Here is a 19263-nt window from a genome sequence, read left to right as displayed (position 1 = left end):
ATAAGCTCCGCCTGACACGGAGCTTATTCTCATCGATATAACACTCAGACTATCGCGCTTTCCGTTTCGCTGTCGAAAACGTGGCATTTATTCATATCGAAAGCCAGCTGAATACGCTGTTCGGCCTGATAATGTTTATCCGCGCCTGCGCGCACCACCATTTCATGTCCGCCCACGGTGGCATAAAGCATAAATTCCGCGCCGGTTAATTCCGCGACGGTAATTTTCGCTTCAGTAGTTTCTTCGCCAGTGGCGCCGGGGAAAATATCCTCGGGGCGAATGCCTAATACCACGGCTTTACGCTGATAGCCGCTGTCATTAAGCCGCGCGAGTTTATCCGCTGGCAGCGGCAGTTTCAGCGTTTCCGTTACGAAATACTCACCGTCGAGCGCCCCGCGAATAAAATTCATCGCGGGCGAGCCGATAAAACCAGCCACAAACATATTCGCCGGATGGTTATAGACCTCTTTCGGCGCGCCGACCTGTTGCACGATACCGTCTTTCATAATGACAATCCGCGTCGCCATCGTCATCGCTTCGGTCTGATCGTGGGTCACGTAGATCATGGTGGTGTTAAGCTTCTGGTGCAGCTTGCTAATTTCCGCACGCATCTGAACGCGCAGTTTAGCGTCGAGATTCGAGAGCGGCTCATCCATCAGGAATACGCCCGCCTCGCGGACAATCGCACGCCCCAGCGCCACGCGCTGGCGCTGGCCGCCGGAAAGCGCGCCCGGTTTGCGCTTCAGGTACTCTTTAAGCCCGAGGATCTGCGCCGCCCAGGCGACGCGCTCTTCGATAACGTCCGGCGCTACTTTCTGCATTTTCAGCCCGAACGCCATGTTGTCATAGACCGTCATATGCGGATACAGCGCGTAGTTCTGAAACACCATCGCGATATTGCGCGCTTTGGCGGGCACGTCGTTCATACGCACGCCGTCAATCAGCAGATCGCCGCCGCTGATGGCCTCCAGCCCCGCGATCATGCGCAGCGTGGTGGATTTGCCGCAGCCTGACGGCCCGACGAAAACAATAAACTCTTTATCGGCGATCTCCAGATTGAAGTCTTTGACGACATGAACCTGGTTGTCATAAATCTTCTGAATGTGTTGTAAAGAGAGTTGAGCCATAACCTGTCCTTATTGTCAGCGCGCCGTAGCGTGCCGTTGTTGATTCCAGAGCGCGTGCAGCCGCGGCCAGGTGAGCTGTGCGGTGTTATCCAGCCGTAACGGCGCGCCGCAAAGCCCTTCGCCAATGCCCACGGCCGTCATGCCGCAGGCGTTGATAGCGTCAATGCCCGCCTGGGCATCCTCCACCCCGATACAACGCGCGGGCGCCACGCCCAGGCCCGCGCAGGCGGCGAGGAAAATCTCCGGGTCGGGCTTGGAGTGCGTAAGACGGGCGGCATCGGCGCAGAAGTCGAACTCACCGGCAAGCCCCAGCGCCTGCAAAATCGCTGGCGCATTGAGCGACACCGACGCCAGCCCGATACGGATGCCCCGCTCGCGAAGCGACGCCAGCAGCGACGCGATGCCCGGTAAGACCGACTGCGGCGTCAGCGTGCGTAACGATTCGACGTAAAGCGCGTTTTTTCGCGCCGCGAGCGCCGCTTTTTCCGCCTCGCTAAATGCTCCGGTTTTACCGCCCCAGGCGAGAATGCGCTCCAGCGAGCCCATCCGGCTGATGCCCTTAAGCTGCTGGTTAAACTGCTCGTCGATGGCAATGCCTGTCTGCGCCGCCACCTCGCGCCAGGCCACAAAATGCAGATGAGCGGTATCGGTAATAACGCCGTCGAGATCGAAAATCACTGCATCCGGTTGCATGTCGCCTCCTTGCATACATCCGCAGACAGACAGAATGTCCGCTCGCCTTCCACGTCCACCGCTGTGTCGTTGATAAACAGCCTCACCGCGCCATCGCTTCTGACCGTCAGCGCATCGTGGGTTATCACCAGATGGAGCTGTCGCCCTTGCCAGCAGAAGGGAAACGCCAGCCGCCGCCATTGCTGTGGCAGTGACGGCGTCACGTGAAGTTCCCCCGCTTTCACGCTGATGCCGGCAAACCCCTGCACCGCGCCGAGCCAGATAGCGCCCGTCGCCGCCGCATGAATACCGTCGTCGCTGCTGTGCGGCGCGTCGCCGAGATCGATGTCGCAACCCGCGCGCCAGAAGCGATACGCCTCATCGCGTCGCCCACAGCGGGCCGCCACGATGCCGTGAATGGCTTTACTGAGCGACGAGTCATGAATGGTGCGCGGCTCGTAGTAGTCAAGATTCGCGGCCGCGGTCGCGTTATCGAACCGCCACGGCAGCATGTAGAGCAACATCACGACATCCGCCTGCTTGAGGATCTGCATCTCGTTGACTTCCGCCCGCGAGTAATCAAGCAGCACCGACTGGCTGCCCGCGCTTGCGCGGTAGCGCGTGAGATCGATCGTCGGCTTACTGAAGAACGTGTCGTCCTGCGGGATCACGCCATCGGCACGCGCGACGGGCAGATACAGCCGCGCAAGGAAGTCTTCGCACTGCGCGGTAAAGGCGTCGTCCGGCACGCCGAGTCGTCGATGATTCTCCCGCGCCAGCGCGACGTTGTAGTGCGCCAGATAACTGGTGTAAGCGTTGTTATTAATGTGCTCGGTGTATTCGTCAGGGCCAATCACATCGTGCAGCTCCAGCCGCCCGTTAACGTCCTGCGCGCGGCTCAGCCAGAAACGCGCGGTGTCTTCCAGCAGTGCGCGGCCTTCTTTCGCCATAAAGGCGTCGTCGCCCGTCGCCTGCCAGTATGTCGCCACCGCCCAGGCGATATCCGCCACCAGATGATGCTCAGCAAGCGCAGACGCCACCTTCTGGCGCTGCCCGGTGCGAATGTTGATCGCCGCGAATTCCGGCGTCTCTTCCTCGCCGCTGCGCGCGCTCTCCCACGGGAACAGCGCCCCCTGCCAGCCGCCGCGCGCGGCTTTGCGCTTCGCACCAGTGAGATTCAGCCAGCGGTAACGCAGAAGCTGACGCGCGACCGACGGCGCGGTATGCAGATGAAACGGCAGCAGGAACACTTCCGTATCCCAGAAAACATGCCCTTTGTAGCCTTCTCCTGTCAGTCCTTTGGCCGCGATGCTGCTGCGCTCGTCGTGGCGCGGCGTCATGGCGTGCAGGTGATACAGCGCGAAATCGAGCGCCTGTTGATCCGCCTCGTTTTCACTGTCGACTTCGACGCGCGCGTGGCGCCACCAGACGCGACGGGCCTCTGAAGACTCCGCCAGCAGCGCGTCATAACCCACGGTTGCGCATTCACGCAGCGCCCTCAGCGCCACGCTGGCCGCGCCGTCATCCGGCGCGTCGGGCGACGCGCTGACCCAGGCGCATTTTTCCAGCGTGAAGCATTCGCCTGTCGCGAGCGTCTGCTGGCTGTGCTGCAACAGGCGACGGTTTTTGGCCGAAAAACTGACCTGCGCCTGAGGGCTCACCCGGCAGGCGCAGCCCAGCGTTACGTCCGAGGCGTTATCCAGCGTGCGATAGCGCCCCTGGAGATAACAGTTGTCAAACACGCGCAGTTCGCGCTCCGCCAGGTGCTGACGCCCACTGTTGGTCTGCGTGGCGTCGATGCCGGTCGCCACTCGCACCGTGGCCGCGCCGTCGTGCGCGGTGATCGCGAGCCGCAGGCAGAACAGTCCGCGCCGCGCCGCCGAGACAAAACGCGTGCTTGCGATCGTAAAACGCTGTCCCTGCGCTGAACGCCACTCGACGATGCGCGCCAGCTCGCCGCTTGCAAAGCACAGCTCGCGGCGATAGCGCAGGATCTCGCCGCCCAGCAGGCTGAAAATCTCGCCGTTAAGCTCGATGTCCATCCCGACCAGATCCGGCAGATTGACCAGCTCCGTGGTTTCGCCTTCGCCTGCCCGGTGGTATAGCCCGGCGAAAAACATGCCGCGCGTCTGGGTGGCGTAGGCCTCTTCATGGGTAGCGCGCACGCCCAGCGCGCCGTTGCCGGCGGCCATCAGCGTGGCGTATTTATTGTGGTAATGCGGATCGAAGCGCGCTTCGACCAGCGTGGTTAACGGATTCATAGCTCGACACACTTCCCTGTTTCTGCCGCCTGATAGATGGCCGCCACCAGCCGCTGGATCTGCCAGCCCTGGTCGCCGTCGGCAACCGGCGCGGGTTTGCCCTGCACGCGGTCGAGAAACGCCTCCATGCTGCGCTGGTGGCGCTGCTCGTCGGCTTTTTCACGCTGCATCAGCGTCAGCAGTTCGCCGTCGCAATCCTGGTAGATATGCGCCGGAAAGAGCGTGGCGCCGGCTTTATCGCCGCAGAACTCGACGTTCATCAGCGACTGCGGCGCGATGTTGAGCGCAAACGAAGTTTCAAGCCGCAGGATGTTGCCGCCGGTAAATTCCAGCGTGGCGAACAGCGCGTCCTCTACCGTGTACTGTTGCGGATCCCAGCGGCCAAACTGACCGCTGCTTTTGGTCGTGCCGAGCTTCTGGAACGTGTGCGCAGTGACGCGCGATACCTGCGGAAACCCGAGTACGAACAGCGCGGCGTCGAGCATATGAATGCCGATGTCGATAAGCGGCCCGCCGCCCTGTAGCGCTTTATTAGTAAACACGCCCCAGCCTGGCACGCCGCAGCGCCGCAGCGCCCGCGCATTGGTGACATACACGTCGCCGAGCGTGCCGAGCGCCACCTGCTCGCGCAGCAGTTGGGTATCGCGCGCGAAGCGGTGGTGGAAATCGTAGGCCAGCACGGTGCCGGCGCGCCGTGCCGCCTGCTGCATGTCATCGGCCTGTTCGGGCGTCATGGCGGGCGGCTTTTCGCACATCACGTGACAGCCCGCCGCCAGCGCCTGCATCACATGCTCATGATGAAAGCGGTTTGGCGAGCAGACGCTGACGATATCGGGACGCACCTCAGACAGCAGCGTGGCGACATCCGCGAAAACGTGCCTGATGGCGTGGCGTTCTGCGAACGCCTGCGCCTGTTCAGGGCGGCTGTCACAGACAGCCACCAGTTGCACCTCTTCGCGCGTGCGGTAAAACGAGGCATGAACTTTATCCGCCACCTGACCGGCGCCGATAATGGCGACCTTCAGGGGCGAGGCTTGATGAGCACTCATTTCGCACGCCGCCTCTTAGCACTGACGCAGGAAATCGAGCGACTGCCGGTAGGCCAGCGCCGGGTCGTCCGCCCGGATACGGCACTCATAGACGATATAACCGTCGTAGCCGTCAGCGCGCAGTTGGTCGAACGCAGCGTGGAAATCGATAGCCCCGCTGCCTGGCTGATAGCGGTGATTGTCCGCGATGTGAACGTGCCCCAGGAGATCGCGGTTATCGTGGAAGGCGCTGCACAGGTTATCTTCCTCGATATTCATGTGATAAAAATCGCCGATGATTTTGACGTGCTTCAGACCGCCCTCGACGATATAGCGCCGCGCGTCGGCGAGCGTGTTGATCATGTGATCCTGATAGCGGTTAAGCGGCTCAAGGAAGACGGTGGTGCCGGTGCGCGCCGCCACCTCGTCGAGATAGCGCAGCGAGTCGCTGACCGCTTTTCTGTCGCCCGCGAGGCTGCGCGGCGATTTCATCGGCGGCAGGCGGAAAGTGAACATACCCCAGGCGGCAGGCACGACAATCCCTTTGCCGCCCACCTCCGCCAGCGCCTCCAGAATACGGGTGATCTGTGAAAGCCCGTTCAGGCGGCGTTCTTCGATAAAGTCGCCAACCCAGCCGTCGTAGCCGCCGCAGGCGGTCGTCACCGGCAGGCCGGTCTCCTGAATAGCGGCTTTGACCTCCGCGAGGTTATCCACCAGCAGCTTGCCGTCTATCTCATAGCCATCAAAGCCCATCGCTTTGATGTAACGGAATTTCTCCAGAATATTTTCCGGGAAAAAAGCCTGATTTTGCGTTGCGATTTTCATATGTGTTTCATCCATGAATTAAAAAGTGACGCCCATTTTGATGCTCAGTTCCGGGTGCTTATCGACATACTTCATGTAGCTCTCCGCGCTCTGCGCGAAAGGCACCACCGGGTCAATCAGATCCTCGCAGTTGAGATAGCCGTTCATCAGGAGCGTCCAGCAGGTCTCTTCGATACGCTTGCGGCTCCAGCGCGGGTAGTCCGGGTTCGGCTCGCTGCACGCGCGGGAGAAGACAATTTTCGCGTTGTTAAAGTGCGCTTCGCGCCCGAAGTTAAGGCTGGTGAATGGCTTGGCAAATGCCACATACGAGATAGTGCCGCCGTAGGCGATACCGCGCAGCGCAGCCTGGAGCGCGTCGGCGTTGCCGCTGGTTTCGATAATGACGTCAGCGCCCTGTTTGCCGGTGAGCTTTTTAATTTCCAGCCCGATGTCCGCGCCAATCGGGTTAAAGGTGTAGTCCGCGCCGTGACGGCGCGCGATGGCGCAGCGGTGTTCGATAGGATCGACGCCGATGACCACCGACGCGCCCGCTTTTTTCGCCAGCTGCACGGCGATCTGCCCGATAGCGCCAAGGCCCACCACCACCACGAAATCGCCGACGCGCACGTTGCCATCGCGCACGCCGCTCATGGCGAACTGCGCCGGGTCGTAGCAGACGGCGTTTTTCCAGCTTCCGCCCTGCGGCATTTTGCGAAGCTTATAGTTATCCACGGCGTTGACGATGACGGTTTCCATCAGCGGACCATAGGTGCACACCGTATCGCCCACGGCATAGCCGGTGACGCTTGCGCCGCGCTCGATAATCTCGCCCACCACCATATTGCCGAGCTGGAATTTGCCGAACTCAATCCCGCGCGGCGCGCCTTCAGGACGCGGCGTAAAGAGCTGCCATTCGCTGGAAAATTCTTCATCGATGAACGGACTCGCCGCGCGAAAATCCACCACTTCAGTGCCATGTTTCGGCGCGCCGTAGCGGACGCGGATTTTCACTTCGTTCTCCGCGACCGCACGGTCCTGATACTCCACCAGCGCGGCCACGCGCGGCGCCTGAGCTACTAATTTTTTCATTACTTTCTCCCTGAAAATGACCCGGTCAGCCCTTCACGCCGCCGTCGGTCAACCCACTTTTTATGAAACGTTCGGAAAGCGCATACATCACGACCACCGGCAGCGCCGTCACCAGCGAGGCCGCCATCATGCGTCCCCAGATGTAGTCCGGCGTGCTGAAGAGCGTGTTAAGCCCGACAGGCAGCGTGAAATTCGATGCGCTGGAAAGGAAAATCGAGGCGAAGAGGTAGTCGTTCCACGCCACCATAAAGCAGTAAACAAACACCGAGACCAGCCCCGAGACCGCCAGCGGCACGGTGATGCGAAAGATGATTTGCAGTCGGTTTAAGCCATCCATCATCGCCGCCTCTTCGATCTCATCCGGAATGGTGTCGAAGTAGCTTTTCAGCATGAACACAGCGGTGGGCAGCGTCTGGGTCACCATGGTGACGATAATGGCGAGCTGCGTGTCGTAGATGCCGAGTGCGGTGATGATTTTGAACAGCGGCACCACCAGCAGGATGCCGGAGAACATATACACCGTGTAAAAGCTGGCGTTGATGGTCATCCGGCCCTTAAAGCGCAGCTTTGACAGCGCGTAGGCCCCGAGAATGCCGATAAACACCGCGACGCCGGACGACACCACCGATACCACCAGGCTGTTGCGAAAATAGGTGACGAACGGAAAGATCAGCGGGTTAAAAATGTCGACATAATGCGCGAGCGTCCCGTGCTGCGGGAACAGCGTCGGATGCAGCGAAATCGCCTCTTTCGGGCTTTTGAACGAGGTCATCAGCATGACGAAAAAAGGAAACAGCGTCACAATCAGGAACAGCGCCAGCCCGAGATAAAACGCGACGCGCCGCGTAAGACGTTTATTTGTTGCCATGGAGATTCACCCGCTTTCTGGTAATCAGGATCACTGCGAAAATGATGATGAACAGCACGACGGAGATCGCCGCCGCTTTGCCGAGGTCATTGAACGCAAAGGCGGTTTTGTAGAGATAGACGCCCAGGATATCGACTTTAGTGGTCAGCAGATAAACGTCGGCGAACATGTAGAACATCCAGATAGTGCGCAGCGTCACCACGGTCGCCAGCACCGGCATAATGGCGGGCAGCGTCACGATGCGAAACCGCTGCCAGGCGCTGGCGCCGTCCATTTCCGCCGCCTCGTAGAGCGATTTGTCGATAGTCTGCAAAATCGCCAGAAACGAGATAAAGGCGTAGGGGAAGTAGCGCCAGACGGCGAACAGCACTACCAGCGCGAAGCTGCTGGCGGGGTTGTCGAACCACAGCGGCGCCTGATCGTAGAGATGCAGCAGATCGCCCGCCACCCAGTTCACGACGCCGTAGCCGTTGTTGAACATATATTTCCACGCGAACACCAGCGAAATTGACGGCGTGACATAGGAGAGGATCACCAGCGAGCGCGCGGTTTTGCGAAAGCGGAATTCGCGGTTAAAGAAAATCGCCACCGCCAGCCCCAGCGCGGTACTGCCCGCCACCACCAGCGCCGTATACCAGCAGGTCATCCAGAGCGAGTGCCAGAAGCCCGGATCGCTGAGGATTTTGAGGTAGTTCTCAAGCCCGGTGAACTGCGACGGCAGACGCGGGTTGAGCGGTAAGCGTAAAAAACTGATTTCGATATTCGACAGCATTGGCCAGGCCACCAGGCCGCCCAGCAACAGCAGGCTGGGGGCCAGGAGCAGCATGGCGAATGGCATATCAGAACGACCTGAAGTTAACTTCTTCATGAGAGCCATTTCCTGCGTCGGGTTTACGGTCTGGCGACCAGTTCATCGAGGCGTTTTTGCCCGTTGACGAGCGCCGCTTCCGGCGACTTGCCGCCGACCGTAACGCTGTTGACCATGTCGTTAATCACGCCGGATCCCGTCACGTCGCCCATGCGAGTGAAGTTTTTATCGCCGACCGAGCCGAAAACCTGGACGTTGGGGAACTGGGCGATAAGCTCGCGGGTCAGACCGCCAAACGCTTTAATCACCGGGTTCTGTTGATAGACCTGTGTTTCCACCACCGCCTTGTTCACCGGCAGCGCCGCGCCCGGCGACATCAGCACCCAGTCGGCGGCGTTTTCCGCCTGCTCCATAAAGACCACGAATTTCTTCGCCGCCGCCGTCTCCTCTTCACGTTGCCCGGCCGTAATGGTGAGCGAGGTCAGCATGCCGTAAGCGGCGGATGATTTCTTGGTCGGCACGATAAACCCGAGATCCTGCGGGTCGCCCTCTTTAAACACCGCGGGCAGGATGTAGGTGGAATAGATAGCCATCGGCGCAGTGCCGTTCATAAAGGCGTCTTTGATTTCCATGACGTCGTTCGAGCCGGGCATGGAGAGCGCGGCGAGTTCGCGGTAATACTCCAGCGCCTCGCGCATTTCGGGCGTGTTGAGCGTAATGTTGCCGCTGGCGTCAAAGGCGTTCGCGCCGTTAGAGAGCGCAAACTGTGAAAACGCCTGCTCCGTCATCACGCTCTCGGCGGTCGGCAGCGCGATGCCATATTTTTTCTCGGACGGTTTATTGAGAAGCGTCGCGGCATTCAGCAGTGACTGCCAGTCCTGCGGCGCGCCGAGGCCCACCTCCGCCAGACGCGATTTCCGGTACCAGACGCCGCCAAGCCAGGCGCTGATGGGCACGCCGGTCCAGGCCGCGCCGTCTTCGGTACGCACGATACGCAACACGCCATCAAAGAACTGGTTCTCTCCCACCTGCGCCACCGCGGCTTTGATGGCGTCGCGATCGAGCAACTGCTCTTTGTCCATGACTTTGGCGTAGTCATGGCTGATTTCAATCACCTCCGGAAGCGCGCCGGAACGGGCGAGCGTGGTGACTTTGGTGTTATAGGCATCTTCCTCGACCGGCACCTGTTTGACGGTGATCCCGGGATTCGCTTTTTCAAAGCGCTCGATAAGCCGGGTAATCACCGCCTGGCGCTCCTGCTCCACCGACGAATGCATGAATTCGATGGCGACATTCTCTTTTTTATTATCGTCACAGCCTGACATCAGGGCGCAGGCAACCAGTGCTGAAATCAGCACAATATTATTGTTTCGCATATTCAGTCCTTTCAGGCTTTACTAAGCCACATTGCTTGCCAGGGGGCGAGAGTGAGCGAGGCGGTATTTATTGTCGTTCCAGAAATTAAGTCACAACAGCCAGGCGCGTCATAAGAAATAACTTGCAATTTATCGCTGAGATTAAATAATGCGGCGACCGACACGCCATTTTCCGCGGTGCGGATAATCTCCAGCACTTCATCATTGATACAGCGGGCGGTAAAGGCGCTGTCGGGATGAAACGCGGCGTGCTGACGGCGACGCGTAATTAAATCGCCAAGCTGTTTCCAGGTGTCGTGACGTAAATTCCCTTCGGTCTGTAACGCCGCCGTTATTTCCGCCTCGGTATATTTCTGCCGGTTAATGGCGCGGTTATATCCGAGACGCGCAACGCCCTCTTCATCATTACGCGCGCCGAGAATACTTTGAATATAAATCGCCGGGACGCCGGGGAAAGTTAATAACAGCGCGTGGGCCAGCAGGAAACGCGCAAGGCGCGTCGCGTCGCTGTCATGTCGCGCGCTGAGCGCATCCATATAGGTGACGTTGATTTCATACGGGCTGCGGGTGCCGTCCGGGTTATTCTTCCAGTTAACGCGCGCGCCTTCGGCCTGGAGAGCGTCCACCAGCCGTAAAATATCAGCTTCGGGGAGGATCCCGCGCAGCGGGTTAAGCCCGATGCCGTCATGCGAGGCCAGGAAATTAAACCAGGTGGTATCGCCCACGCGCGCCTCGCTTAACCCCTGCGCCCACTGGCAGAGCGTGCGGGCATTCTGAGTATGAATAGCGTGGAGCACCAGCGGCGGCAGCGGGAACTGATAGACCATCTGCGCTTCATCGAAACCGTTGCCGAGGTACGCGATATTGTCTTTATGCGGCACGTTGGTTTCGGTGATGATCACGGTGCCCGGGGCGACCACATCGGCAATAGCGCGAAACAGCTTCACTAACAGGTGTGTTTTTTCCAGATGGATGCAGCTCGTTCCGGGTGTTTTCCACATAAACCCGACGGCATCGAGGCGGACATATTGCGCTCCTTCGCGCAGGTAATGCAGCAGGACATCCACCATTGCCAGCAGCACGACCGGATTAGCGAAATTAAGGTCAATCTGGTCTTCGCTAAAGGTGGTCCACAGATGGCACACGCGTCCGTTCTGCATGGTAAACGGCGTTAATAACGGCAGCGCCCGCGGCCGGGTGACGGCGGATAAATCGGTACGGGGATCGACATCGATAAAGAAATCTTCATAACCCGGTTTTTGCGCCAGATAATCCGCAAACCATTCGCTTTGCGCGGAAATATGGTTGCAGACAAAATCGAACATCAACCGCGCGTGCTGATTAAGCCTGGCGATATCGCGCCAGTCGCCGCACTGCGGGTCGACGCGGTGATAGTCCACCACGGAAAACCCGTCGTCGGATGACCAGGGAAAGAATGGCAAAAGATGAATATGTGAAAAGCGCGGTTTTAACCAGGTTTCAAAAAAACGCTGAAAGGTCGCGAGGCGTTTTTCACCCGGCGCGCTGAACTGATCGGCATAGGTAATTAATACGACATCCGTTTCATCCCATCCTTTTTTACGGGGCGAGGTAATTTCATTGCGTGCTTGCACAATATGTTTTTCAAGCGTGCTGAAATTCGCCTGATTAAATGCATCGCCATAAATCCGCGTAATCAGATTTTTAATAACGCCGAAATTTATCGCGGCGGTTGTTATTTTTTCCATTGATAACATTTCCATGGTAGCGGTCCCACGGAGAAAGGCTACCCCTGACAAATAGAGGTGTCAACGCGCGAAAAGTTTGCTTTTAGGAATAAAACCCGGTTTCCGGAAATGATCGTGAGTAATTGTGAAGTAGCGCAAAAAATGCCAGAAATAAAAAAGCCCGAGGGGCTCGGGCTATTTACGGGAGGGTTTAGTGATATAACGCGCCGAGACACGTTTTGCGAGACGCTTTAACAGCGGCTCAAGCGCAAACGCCAGCGCGATTTTAAGCGGTCGCCGGGCGACGGATTTCACCGCCCAACCGGCAAACCCTGCCGGGCCGTAACGCAGCGCGGTCATTAACGCCAGTTTGCCGGCGATTTTCAGGCCGGGCTTCGCACGGCGGGAGACTCGTTGCCAACGGGTGGTGGAATTCATGGCGGCTCCTTGATAACCGGGGGCGCGGCCCCCTGATAAATTCATTATAGCTGGCGGAAACGGCTGCGCAGCGAGAAGGCGTCAGACGTTACGTAACGCTCCATCGCGCGTAAACGCTGCTCGCCTGCGGCAAGCTCGGCATCGACCGCATTCAGCAACTCACTGCTGGTCGGCGCCGCCTCCCCTTCCTGCGTTTCATCCAGCGGGTCGAGCGCGAATGTCAGCACGATATAGGCGACGATGGTGATAAAGAACAGCCCGAAAAGCATCGACAGCACGGTTATCAGACGCACCAGTTTGACAGGCACATTGAGATAGTGCGCGATACCGGCGCAAACACCCTTCACCATCCCTTCGCGGGGAAGGCGTCCCAGTTTTTTGCCGCTAAACGTACGCGTCATTATTGGTTTCTCCAGTTCGGGTGTTCGGCATCGAGAATTTGTTCCAGCGCATGGATGCGTTCGCGCATACGCTGCGCCTCGTCATTTAACTGCGCCAGGCGCTGCTGTTCGCTCTGAGACAGCGCATCGCGCCCGGAGCGGTTGGTGTAGTGAAGCCAGAGCCAGACCGGCAACACAAACAGCACAAACAGCGTTAACGGTATAGCCAGAAACAGTGCACTCATGGGTTCTCCTTACGGGTCGATATTGCGACGGCCATCGCCGCCGCGCTCCTTGTCAACGCGGGCGATTATTCGCCGTCACGCTGCTGCACTTTCGCTTTCAGCGCCGCCAGCTGCGCGCTGATATCGTCATCCGCTTTCAGTTCGGCGAACTGCTGATCCAGCGATTTCTGCTTACCAAAACCATGGCTTTCCGCTTCGGCTTCCATCTGATCGATGCGACGCTCGAAGGATTCGAAACGCGCCATGGCTTCATCGATTTTGCCGCTGTCGAGCTGACGACGCACATCGCGCGAGGAAGACGCCGCCTGATGGCGAAGGGTCAGCGCCTGCTGACGCGCGCGGGTTTCGCTGAGTTTATTCTCAAGCTCGCCGATTTCCTGTTTCATGCGCGCCAGCGTTTCATCAAGCTGCGTCGCCTCTTCTTCCAGCGCACGAATAATGTCGGTCAGTTTCTGTTTTTCGATAAGCGCGGCGCGGGCCAGATCGTCTTTATCTTTACGCAGCGCCAGCTCGGCTTTTTCCTGCCATTCGGCCTGCTGCGCGTTAGCCTGCTCAATACGGCGCGCAATCTGTTTCTTTTCCGCCAGCGCGCGGGCTGAGGTTGAGCGCACTTCCACCAGCGTGTCTTCCATCTCCTGAATCATCAGGCGAACCAGTTTTTGTGGATCTTCAGCCTTCTCCAGCAGGGAGTTGATGTTGGCGTTCACGATGTCGGCAAAACGAGAAAAAATACCCATAATTTCATCCTCTACATGGTAAGACGGGCTAAGCCCTTGCTTTATGGCTTAATACAAACTCCGTGCCAGTTTTTTAATGTATTGATTTTAAAGAAGAGTTAAAATTTTACCGTAATGCCCTTCCAGGCTAGAGTAGTGATATACGCTACTAAGTGGTGAATTTCATCATGACAGAATACAAAGATAACCTGATTGGCGAGGCGAACCGGTTTCTGGAAGTGCTGGAACAGGTTTCCCGGCTCGCGCCGCTCGATAAACCCGTGCTGATTATTGGCGAGCGCGGCACCGGTAAAGAGCTTATCGCCCACCGCCTGCACTATCTGTCGCGCCGCTGGCAGGGGCCGTTTATCTCGCTCAACTGCGCGGCGCTGAATGAAAACCTGCTCGATTCCGAGCTGTTCGGCCATGAGGCCGGGGCGTTTACCGGCGCGCAGAAGCGCCACCCGGGGCGATTTGAGCGCGCCGACGGCGGCACGTTGTTTCTGGATGAACTTGCCACCGCGCCGATGCTGGTGCAGGAAAAGCTGCTGCGGGTGATTGAGTATGGCGAGCTGGAGCGCGTTGGCGGCAGCCAGCCGTTGCAGGTGAACGTGCGTCTTATCTGCGCCACCAACGCCGATCTGCCGCAACTCGTCGAAGACGAAAAATTTCGCGCCGACCTGCTCGACCGGCTCGCCTTTGATGTGGTGTTGCTCCCCGCCCTGCGCGAGCGCGACAGCGATATCATGCTGCTGGCGGAGCAGTTCGCCATCCAGATGTGCCGCGAGCTGGGCCTGCCGCTCTTTCCGGGCTTTACCGAACGGGCGCGCGAAACGCTGCTCGGCTACCGGTGGCCTGGGAATATCCGCGAGCTGAAAAATGTGGTGGAGCGCTCGGTGTATCGTCACGCCAGCAGCGACGAGCCGGTGGATAACATTATTCTCGACCCGTTTCGCCGCGAGCAGGCAGAAATGGTGCCGATGGAGACGGCTGATATGGCCGCACACGGCCCATCGCTGCCGCTGAACCTGCGCAAATGGCAGCATGATGAAGAAAAACGGCTGCTGGAGGCGAGCCTGCAGGCGGCGAAATATAATCAGAAACAGGCCGCGGAATTGCTCGGTTTAACCTATCACCAGCTGCGCGCGCTGCTGAAAAAACATGAAATTCGCTAAGGGCGGATACTTTTAACCCAAACGCCCGCAGAGTTTTTTACGCAGGCCGCGTAAGTGCGATACACTTTGCCTGGTGACTAAAACAACTCAAAAACTTATGCGCGGAATTCTCTCCTCTTTTTTAGCGACGCTCGGGCTACTGAGCGTACCGGCTTTTGCTGCGCCTCCCGCCGAATCGCCCGGCGATATTCGCCAGAGCGGATTTGTCTATTGCGTTAATGGCCAGGTTAATACGTTTAATCCGCAAAAAGCCGGCAGCGGGCTGACTGTCGATACGCTCGCCGCCCAGCTCTATGACCGGCTGCTGGATGTCGATCCTTATACCTACCGGCTGGTGCCGGAGCTTGCCGAAAGCTGGGAGACGCCGGATGACGGCATTACCTGGCGTTTTCGCCTGCGCCCTAACGTGCAGTTTCAGCACACCCGCTGGTTTACGCCCACCCGCGCGCTGAACGCCGACGACGTGGTGTTCAGCTTTCAGCGTATTATCGACCCTAACCACCCGTGGCATAACGTCAACGGCGGCAGCTACCCCTATTTCGACAGTCTTCAGTTTGCCGATAACGTCCGTAGCGTGCGCAAGCTGGATAACCGCACCGTGGAGTTTCGCTTACGCCAGCCGGACGCCTCCTTTTTATGGCATCTCGCCACGCATTACGCATCGGTAATGTCAGCGGAGTACGCGGCGGCGCTTGAGCGCAGCGGTAACCAGGAAGAGATGGATCGCGAACCGGTCGGCACCGGGCCGTTCCGTCTCGGCGAATATCGCGCCGGGCAATACATTCGCCTGCTGCGCCATGACGCCTACTGGCGCGGTAAGCCGCAGATGCCGCAGGTGGTCATCGATCTCGGCTCCGGCGGCACAGGGCGTCTGTCGAAGCTACTGACCGGCGAATGCGACGTGCTCGCCTGGCCTGCCGCGAGCCAGCTCACCAGCCTCAGGGACGATCCGCGCCTGCGCCTGACGCTGCGTCCCGGTATGAATATCGCCTATCTGGCGTTTAATACCCATAAGCCGCCGCTCGATAACCCTAAAGTGCGCCACGCCCTGGCGCTGGCCATTAATAACCAGCGTCTGATGCAGTCTATCTATTACGGCACGGCGGAAACCGCCGCGTCGATTTTGCCGCGCGCCTCGTGGGCGTATGACAACAACGCGAAGATCACCGAATACAACCCGGATAAAGCGCGCGCGCAGCTGAAAGCGCTGGGGCTTGAAAACCTGACGCTGAAGCTCTGGGTGCCCACCAGCTCCCAGGCGTGGAACCCGAGCCCGCTCAAAACGGCCGAACTGTTGCAGGCGGATCTGGCGCAGGTGGGCGTGACGGTGGATATCGTTCCGGTGGAGGGCCGCTTCCAGGAGGCCCGCCTGATGGATATGAACCATGATTTAACGCTCGCGGGCTGGTCGACGGACAGTAACGATCCGGACAGTTTTTTCCGTCCGCTGTTAAGCTGCGCGGCCATTCGCTCGCAAACCAACTATGCCCACTGGTGCGATCGCGATTTTGACGGCGTGCTGCAGTCGGCGCTTTCATCGCAACAGCTGGCGTACCGGATTGAAGCCTACACCCGCGCGCAGACGATCCTCGCTGAACAGCTGCCGGTGCTGCCGCTGGCGTCATCGCTGCGGCTGCAGGCATATCGTTACGATATGAAAGGCCTGGTGCTGAGCCCGTTTGGCAACGCCTCGTTCGCGGGCGTCTCGCGCGAACCCACTGAGGATAAACAGCCATGATTATCTTTACCCTGCGTCGGCTGGTGCTGCTGGTTATCACGCTGTTTTTCCTGACCGTCGTCGGTTTTTGCCTGAGCTATTTCACGCCGCACGCGCCGCTCCAGGGCGCCTCGCTCTGGAACGCCTGGCTGTTCTGGTGCGACAGCGTGCTGCACTGGGATTTCGGCGTCTCCAGTATTAACGGCCAGCTGATCTCAACGCAGTTGCGTGAGGTTTTCCCTGCCACCATGGAGCTTTGCGTGCTGGCGTTCGGCCTGGCGCTGCTGGTGGGCATTCCGGTCGGTATGGCGGCAGGCATCCTGCGCCATAAATGGCAGGATAAACTTATCAGCGCGGTGGCGTTGCTCGGCTTTTCGATCCCGGTGTTCTGGCTGGCGCTGCTCTTCACCCTCTTCTTTTCGCTGACGCTCGGCTGGTTCCCGGTTTCCGGGCGCTTCGACCTGCTGTATGAAGTGAAAACGGTGACCGGTTTCGCGCTGATCGATGCCTGGCTTTCTGACTCGCCGTGGCGCCACGAGATGATTTTTAGCGCGCTGCGCCATATGGTGCTGCCGGTGCTGACGCTCGCCGTCGCGCCAACGACGGAAGTGATCCGCCTCGTGCGCGTCAGCACCGTGGAGATCCTGGAGCGCAACTACATCAAAGCGGCGTCCACGCGCGGTCTGTCGCGCCTGACCATTCTGCGCCGCCACGTGTTGCATAACGCCCTGCCGCCGGTTATCCCGCGCCTGGGCTTGCAATTCTCCACCATGCTGACGCTCGCGATGATCACGGAAATGGTCTTTAGCTGGCCGGGGCTTGGCCGCTGGCTGATTAACGCCATTCGCCAGCAGGACTACGCCGCGATTTCGGCAGGCGTGATGGTCGTGGGGTCGCTGGTTATCCTGGTGAACGTGATTTCCGATATTCTGGGCGCGCTGGCGAACCCGCTGAAACATAAGGAATGGTATGCCTTACGATAGCGTCTATCGCGAAAAACGCCCGCCGGGCGCGCTGCGCACCGTCTGGCGCAAATTCTACGGCGACACCGTCGCGATGATAGGCCTGTACGGCTGTGCGGGTCTGGTGCTGTTATGCGTGTTCGGCAGGGTGTTCGCGCCCTACGGCATCGATCAACAATTTCTCGGCTATCAGTTGCTGCCACCGTCGTGGTCGCGCTACGGCGAAGTTTCGTTCTTCCTCGGCACCGACGATTTAGGGCGCGATCTGTTAAGTCGTCTTTTGAGCGGCGCCGCGCCGACCATCGGCGGCGCATTCGTGGTGACGCTGGCCGCGACGCTCTGCGGGCTGCTGCTGGGCGTACTGGCGGGCGCCACCCACGGGCTGCGCTCGGCGGTGCTGAATCATGTGCTCGACACGCTGCTCTCCATTCCGTCGCTGCTGCTGGCGATTATTGTCGTGGCCTTCGCGGGACCGCAGCTCAGCCATGCGATGCTGGCCGTCTGGCTGGCGCTGGTGCCGCGCATGGTGCGCTCGGTGTACAGCATGGTGCATGACGAGCTGGAAAAAGAGTATGTCATCGCCGCGCGGCTGGATGGCGCGACCACCTTTAATATTCTGTGGTTCGCCGTGCTACCTAATACCGCGTCGGTGCTGGTCGGCGAAATTACCCGCGCGCTGTCGATTGCGATTCTCGATATCGCGGCGCTTGGTTTTCTCGATCTCGGCGCGCAGCTCCCCTCGCCCGAATGGGGCGCGATGCTCGGCGACGCGCTGGAGCTTATCTACGTCGCGCCCTGGACGGTCATGCTGCCGGGCGCTGCCATCATGATTAGCGTGTTGCTGGTGAATTTACTGGGCGACGGCATTCGTCGCGCTATTGACGCGGGGGTGGAGTAATGCCGCTGCTGGATATCCGTAATCTGACGATTGAATTTAAGACCAGCGAAGGCTGGGTGAAAGCGGTCGACCGCGTGAACCTGAGCCTGCCGGAAGGTGAAATCCGCGGGCTGGTGGGCGAATCGGGCTCCGGTAAGAGCTTGATTGCGAAAGCGATCTGCGGGGTGACGAAAGACAACTGGCGCATCACCGCCGACCGTATGCGCTTTGACGATATCGACCTGCTGCGCCTCTCGCCGCGCGAGCGCCGCCGCCTGGTGGGCCATAACGTGTCGATGATTTTCCAGGAGCCGCAGTCCTGTCTCGATCCGTCGGAAAAAATTGGCCGCCAGCTGATGCAAAACATCCCTGGCTGGACGTACAAAGGCCGCTGGTGGCAGCGTTTCGGCTGGCGCAAGCGCAGGGCTATCGAACTGCTGCACCGCGTCGGGATCAAAGATCATAAAGACGCTATGCGCAGCTTCCCGTATGAGCTGACGGAAGGCGAATGCCAGAAGGTCATGATCGCGATTGCGCTCGCTAACCAGCCGCGTCTGCTGATTGCCGATGAGCCGACCAACGCAATGGAGCCGACCACCCAGGCGCAGATTTTCCGCCTGCTCTCGCGGCTTAACCAGAATAACAACACCACCATTCTGCTTATCAGCCACGATTTACAGATGCTGAGCCAGTGGGCCAACCGTATCGACGTGCTCTACTGCGGGCAAACCGTGGAAACCGCGCCGAGCGAGGAGCTGATCTCCACGCCGCATCACCCTTACACCCAGGCGTTGATCCGCGCGATCCCGGATTTCGGCAGCGCGATGCCGCATAAAAGCCGCCTTAATACGCTGCCGGGCGCCATCCCGCTGCTTGAGCATTTGCCGATTGGCTGCCGCCTCGGGCCGCGCTGCCCGTATGCCCAGCGCAAATGCATCGAAACCCCGCGTCTCGACGGGCCGAAAAATCATCTTTTCGCCTGCCATTTCCCGCTGAATATGGAGAGAGAGTGAA

The 19263-nt window shown here is 59.2% G+C and carries 19 protein-coding genes; 5 read left to right on the top strand and 14 right to left on the bottom strand.

Translation table 11 applies throughout. The features are described from left to right. Nucleotides 1-44: 44 nt before the first annotated feature. From AB8W27_RS09390 to pspA, 14 genes are all read right to left on the bottom strand, one after another. A complete protein-coding gene (locus AB8W27_RS09390) occupies nucleotides 45-1127 on the bottom strand; it encodes an ABC transporter ATP-binding protein (RefSeq protein ID WP_015741418.1) in 1083 nt (360 codons plus the stop codon). A gap of 15 nt (nucleotides 1128-1142) precedes the next feature. Then, the gene (gene pgmB, locus AB8W27_RS09385) at nucleotides 1143-1820 is read right to left on the bottom strand and encodes a beta-phosphoglucomutase (RefSeq protein WP_015741419.1); all 678 of its coding nucleotides are present in this window, start codon (nucleotides 1818-1820) and stop codon (nucleotides 1143-1145) included. Continuing rightward, a complete protein-coding gene (locus AB8W27_RS09380) occupies nucleotides 1802-4060 on the bottom strand; it encodes a glycoside hydrolase family 65 protein (RefSeq protein ID WP_041923609.1) in 2259 nt (752 codons plus the stop codon). The genes pgmB and AB8W27_RS09380 overlap by 19 nt, the downstream gene beginning before the upstream one ends. Beyond that, nucleotides 4057-5109 (bottom strand): Gfo/Idh/MocA family protein, encoded by a 1053-nt coding sequence (locus AB8W27_RS09375; RefSeq protein WP_015741421.1) that lies wholly within the window; start codon nucleotides 5107-5109, stop codon nucleotides 4057-4059. Before AB8W27_RS09375 ends, AB8W27_RS09380 begins: the two co-directional genes overlap by 4 nt. A 15-nt stretch (nucleotides 5110-5124) precedes the next feature. After that, entirely contained in the window at nucleotides 5125-5913 is a 789-nt protein-coding gene (locus AB8W27_RS09370; RefSeq protein ID WP_015741422.1) for a sugar phosphate isomerase/epimerase, read from the bottom strand. 18 nt (nucleotides 5914-5931) lie between these two features. Beyond that, nucleotides 5932-6981 (bottom strand): zinc-binding alcohol dehydrogenase, encoded by a 1050-nt coding sequence (locus AB8W27_RS09365; RefSeq protein ID WP_015741423.1) that lies wholly within the window; start codon nucleotides 6979-6981, stop codon nucleotides 5932-5934. 25 nt (nucleotides 6982-7006) lie between these two features. After that, a complete protein-coding gene (locus AB8W27_RS09360; protein WP_015741424.1) occupies nucleotides 7007-7849 on the bottom strand; it encodes a carbohydrate ABC transporter permease in 843 nt (280 codons plus the stop codon). Continuing rightward, complete coding sequence (locus tag AB8W27_RS09355) at nucleotides 7836-8717, bottom strand: carbohydrate ABC transporter permease (RefSeq protein WP_041923610.1); 882 nt, start codon at nucleotides 8715-8717, stop codon at nucleotides 7836-7838. The genes AB8W27_RS09360 and AB8W27_RS09355 overlap by 14 nt, the downstream gene beginning before the upstream one ends. 23 nt (nucleotides 8718-8740) lie before the next feature. Then, nucleotides 8741-10033: an ABC transporter substrate-binding protein gene (locus AB8W27_RS09350; protein WP_015741426.1), complete on the bottom strand. Its 1293-nt coding sequence runs from the start codon at nucleotides 10031-10033 to the stop codon at nucleotides 8741-8743. An 11-nt stretch (nucleotides 10034-10044) separates the two neighbouring features. Further along, entirely contained in the window at nucleotides 10045-11760 is a 1716-nt protein-coding gene (locus AB8W27_RS09345; RefSeq protein WP_015741427.1) for a sugar phosphorylase, read from the bottom strand. A gap of 174 nt (nucleotides 11761-11934) precedes the next feature. Next, complete coding sequence (gene pspD, locus AB8W27_RS09340; protein ID WP_007761875.1) at nucleotides 11935-12177, bottom strand: phage shock protein PspD; 243 nt, start codon at nucleotides 12175-12177, stop codon at nucleotides 11935-11937. Between the two features lie 44 nt (nucleotides 12178-12221). Further along, nucleotides 12222-12578, bottom strand: a complete 357-nt coding sequence (pspC, locus tag AB8W27_RS09335; protein WP_041923611.1) for an envelope stress response membrane protein PspC — start codon at nucleotides 12576-12578, stop codon at nucleotides 12222-12224. Beyond that, a complete protein-coding gene (gene pspB / locus AB8W27_RS09330) occupies nucleotides 12578-12802 on the bottom strand; it encodes an envelope stress response membrane protein PspB (RefSeq protein ID WP_007761880.1) in 225 nt (74 codons plus the stop codon). Before pspB ends, pspC begins: the two co-directional genes overlap by 1 nt. A 65-nt stretch (nucleotides 12803-12867) precedes the next feature. After that, entirely contained in the window at nucleotides 12868-13539 is a 672-nt protein-coding gene (gene pspA / locus AB8W27_RS09325; protein WP_007761881.1) for a phage shock protein PspA, read from the bottom strand. 167 nt (nucleotides 13540-13706) lie between these two features. On the opposite strand from pspA, the gene pspF reads away from it, so the two are divergent. The 5 genes from pspF (at nucleotide 13707) to sapD (ending at nucleotide 19262) form a co-directional block, all read left to right on the top strand. Then, nucleotides 13707-14693: a phage shock protein operon transcriptional activator gene (gene pspF / locus AB8W27_RS09320; protein ID WP_015741430.1), complete on the top strand. Its 987-nt coding sequence runs from the start codon at nucleotides 13707-13709 to the stop codon at nucleotides 14691-14693. Nucleotides 14694-14790: 97 nt separating this feature from the next. After that, a complete protein-coding gene (gene sapA, locus AB8W27_RS09315; protein ID WP_041923612.1) occupies nucleotides 14791-16431 on the top strand; it encodes an ABC transporter substrate-binding protein SapA in 1641 nt (546 codons plus the stop codon). Further along, entirely contained in the window at nucleotides 16428-17393 is a 966-nt protein-coding gene (gene sapB / locus AB8W27_RS09310) for a putrescine export ABC transporter permease SapB (RefSeq protein WP_041923613.1), read from the top strand. Before sapA ends, sapB begins: the two co-directional genes overlap by 4 nt. Next, nucleotides 17380-18270, top strand: a complete 891-nt coding sequence (gene sapC, locus AB8W27_RS09305) for a putrescine export ABC transporter permease SapC (protein WP_007761889.1) — start codon at nucleotides 17380-17382, stop codon at nucleotides 18268-18270. Before sapB ends, sapC begins: the two co-directional genes overlap by 14 nt. Then, nucleotides 18270-19262 carry a putrescine export ABC transporter ATP-binding protein SapD gene (gene sapD / locus AB8W27_RS09300; protein WP_015741433.1) on the top strand — a complete coding sequence of 331 codons (993 nt, stop codon included), beginning with the start codon at nucleotides 18270-18272 and terminating at the stop codon, nucleotides 19260-19262. The genes sapC and sapD overlap by 1 nt, the downstream gene beginning before the upstream one ends. The last annotated feature ends 1 nt before the right edge of the window (nucleotide 19263 follow it).

It is taken from the genome of Cronobacter turicensis, assembly GCF_041222865.1.
GTDB classification, from domain to species: domain Bacteria; phylum Pseudomonadota; class Gammaproteobacteria; order Enterobacterales; family Enterobacteriaceae; genus Cronobacter; species Cronobacter turicensis.
Note: the sequence above shows the minus strand (reverse complement) of the source record. Positions and strands in the feature narration are given on the sequence as shown.

What these genes read in the sequence shown, in the direction of transcription:
- AB8W27_RS09390 (WP_015741418.1), bottom strand. Translation starts at nt 1,127, where the DNA reads ATGGCTCAACTCTCTTTACAACACATTCAGAAGATTTATGACAACCAG.
- pgmB (WP_015741419.1), bottom strand. Translation starts at nt 1,820, where the DNA reads ATGCAACCGGATGCAGTGATTTTCGATCTCGACGGCGTTATTACCGAT.
- AB8W27_RS09380 (WP_041923609.1), bottom strand. Translation starts at nt 4,060, where the DNA reads ATGAATCCGTTAACCACGCTGGTCGAAGCGCGCTTCGATCCGCATTAC.
- AB8W27_RS09375 (WP_015741421.1), bottom strand. Translation starts at nt 5,109, where the DNA reads ATGAGTGCTCATCAAGCCTCGCCCCTGAAGGTCGCCATTATCGGCGCC.
- AB8W27_RS09370 (WP_015741422.1), bottom strand. Translation starts at nt 5,913, where the DNA reads ATGAAAATCGCAACGCAAAATCAGGCTTTTTTCCCGGAAAATATTCTG.
- AB8W27_RS09365 (WP_015741423.1), bottom strand. Translation starts at nt 6,981, where the DNA reads ATGAAAAAATTAGTAGCTCAGGCGCCGCGCGTGGCCGCGCTGGTGGAG.
- AB8W27_RS09360 (WP_015741424.1), bottom strand. Translation starts at nt 7,849, where the DNA reads ATGGCAACAAATAAACGTCTTACGCGGCGCGTCGCGTTTTATCTCGGG.
- AB8W27_RS09355 (WP_041923610.1), bottom strand. Translation starts at nt 8,717, where the DNA reads ATGAAGAAGTTAACTTCAGGTCGTTCTGATATGCCATTCGCCATGCTG.
- AB8W27_RS09350 (WP_015741426.1), bottom strand. Translation starts at nt 10,033, where the DNA reads ATGCGAAACAATAATATTGTGCTGATTTCAGCACTGGTTGCCTGCGCC.
- AB8W27_RS09345 (WP_015741427.1), bottom strand. Translation starts at nt 11,760, where the DNA reads ATGGAAAAAATAACAACCGCCGCGATAAATTTCGGCGTTATTAAAAAT.
- pspD (WP_007761875.1), bottom strand. Translation starts at nt 12,177, where the DNA reads ATGAATTCCACCACCCGTTGGCAACGAGTCTCCCGCCGTGCGAAGCCC.
- pspC (WP_041923611.1), bottom strand. Translation starts at nt 12,578, where the DNA reads ATGACGCGTACGTTTAGCGGCAAAAAACTGGGACGCCTTCCCCGCGAA.
- pspB (WP_007761880.1), bottom strand. Translation starts at nt 12,802, where the DNA reads ATGAGTGCACTGTTTCTGGCTATACCGTTAACGCTGTTTGTGCTGTTT.
- pspA (WP_007761881.1), bottom strand. Translation starts at nt 13,539, where the DNA reads ATGGGTATTTTTTCTCGTTTTGCCGACATCGTGAACGCCAACATCAAC.
- pspF (WP_015741430.1), top strand. Translation starts at nt 13,707, where the DNA reads ATGACAGAATACAAAGATAACCTGATTGGCGAGGCGAACCGGTTTCTG.
- sapA (WP_041923612.1), top strand. Translation starts at nt 14,791, where the DNA reads ATGCGCGGAATTCTCTCCTCTTTTTTAGCGACGCTCGGGCTACTGAGC.
- sapB (WP_041923613.1), top strand. Translation starts at nt 16,428, where the DNA reads ATGATTATCTTTACCCTGCGTCGGCTGGTGCTGCTGGTTATCACGCTG.
- sapC (WP_007761889.1), top strand. Translation starts at nt 17,380, where the DNA reads ATGCCTTACGATAGCGTCTATCGCGAAAAACGCCCGCCGGGCGCGCTG.
- sapD (WP_015741433.1), top strand. Translation starts at nt 18,270, where the DNA reads ATGCCGCTGCTGGATATCCGTAATCTGACGATTGAATTTAAGACCAGC.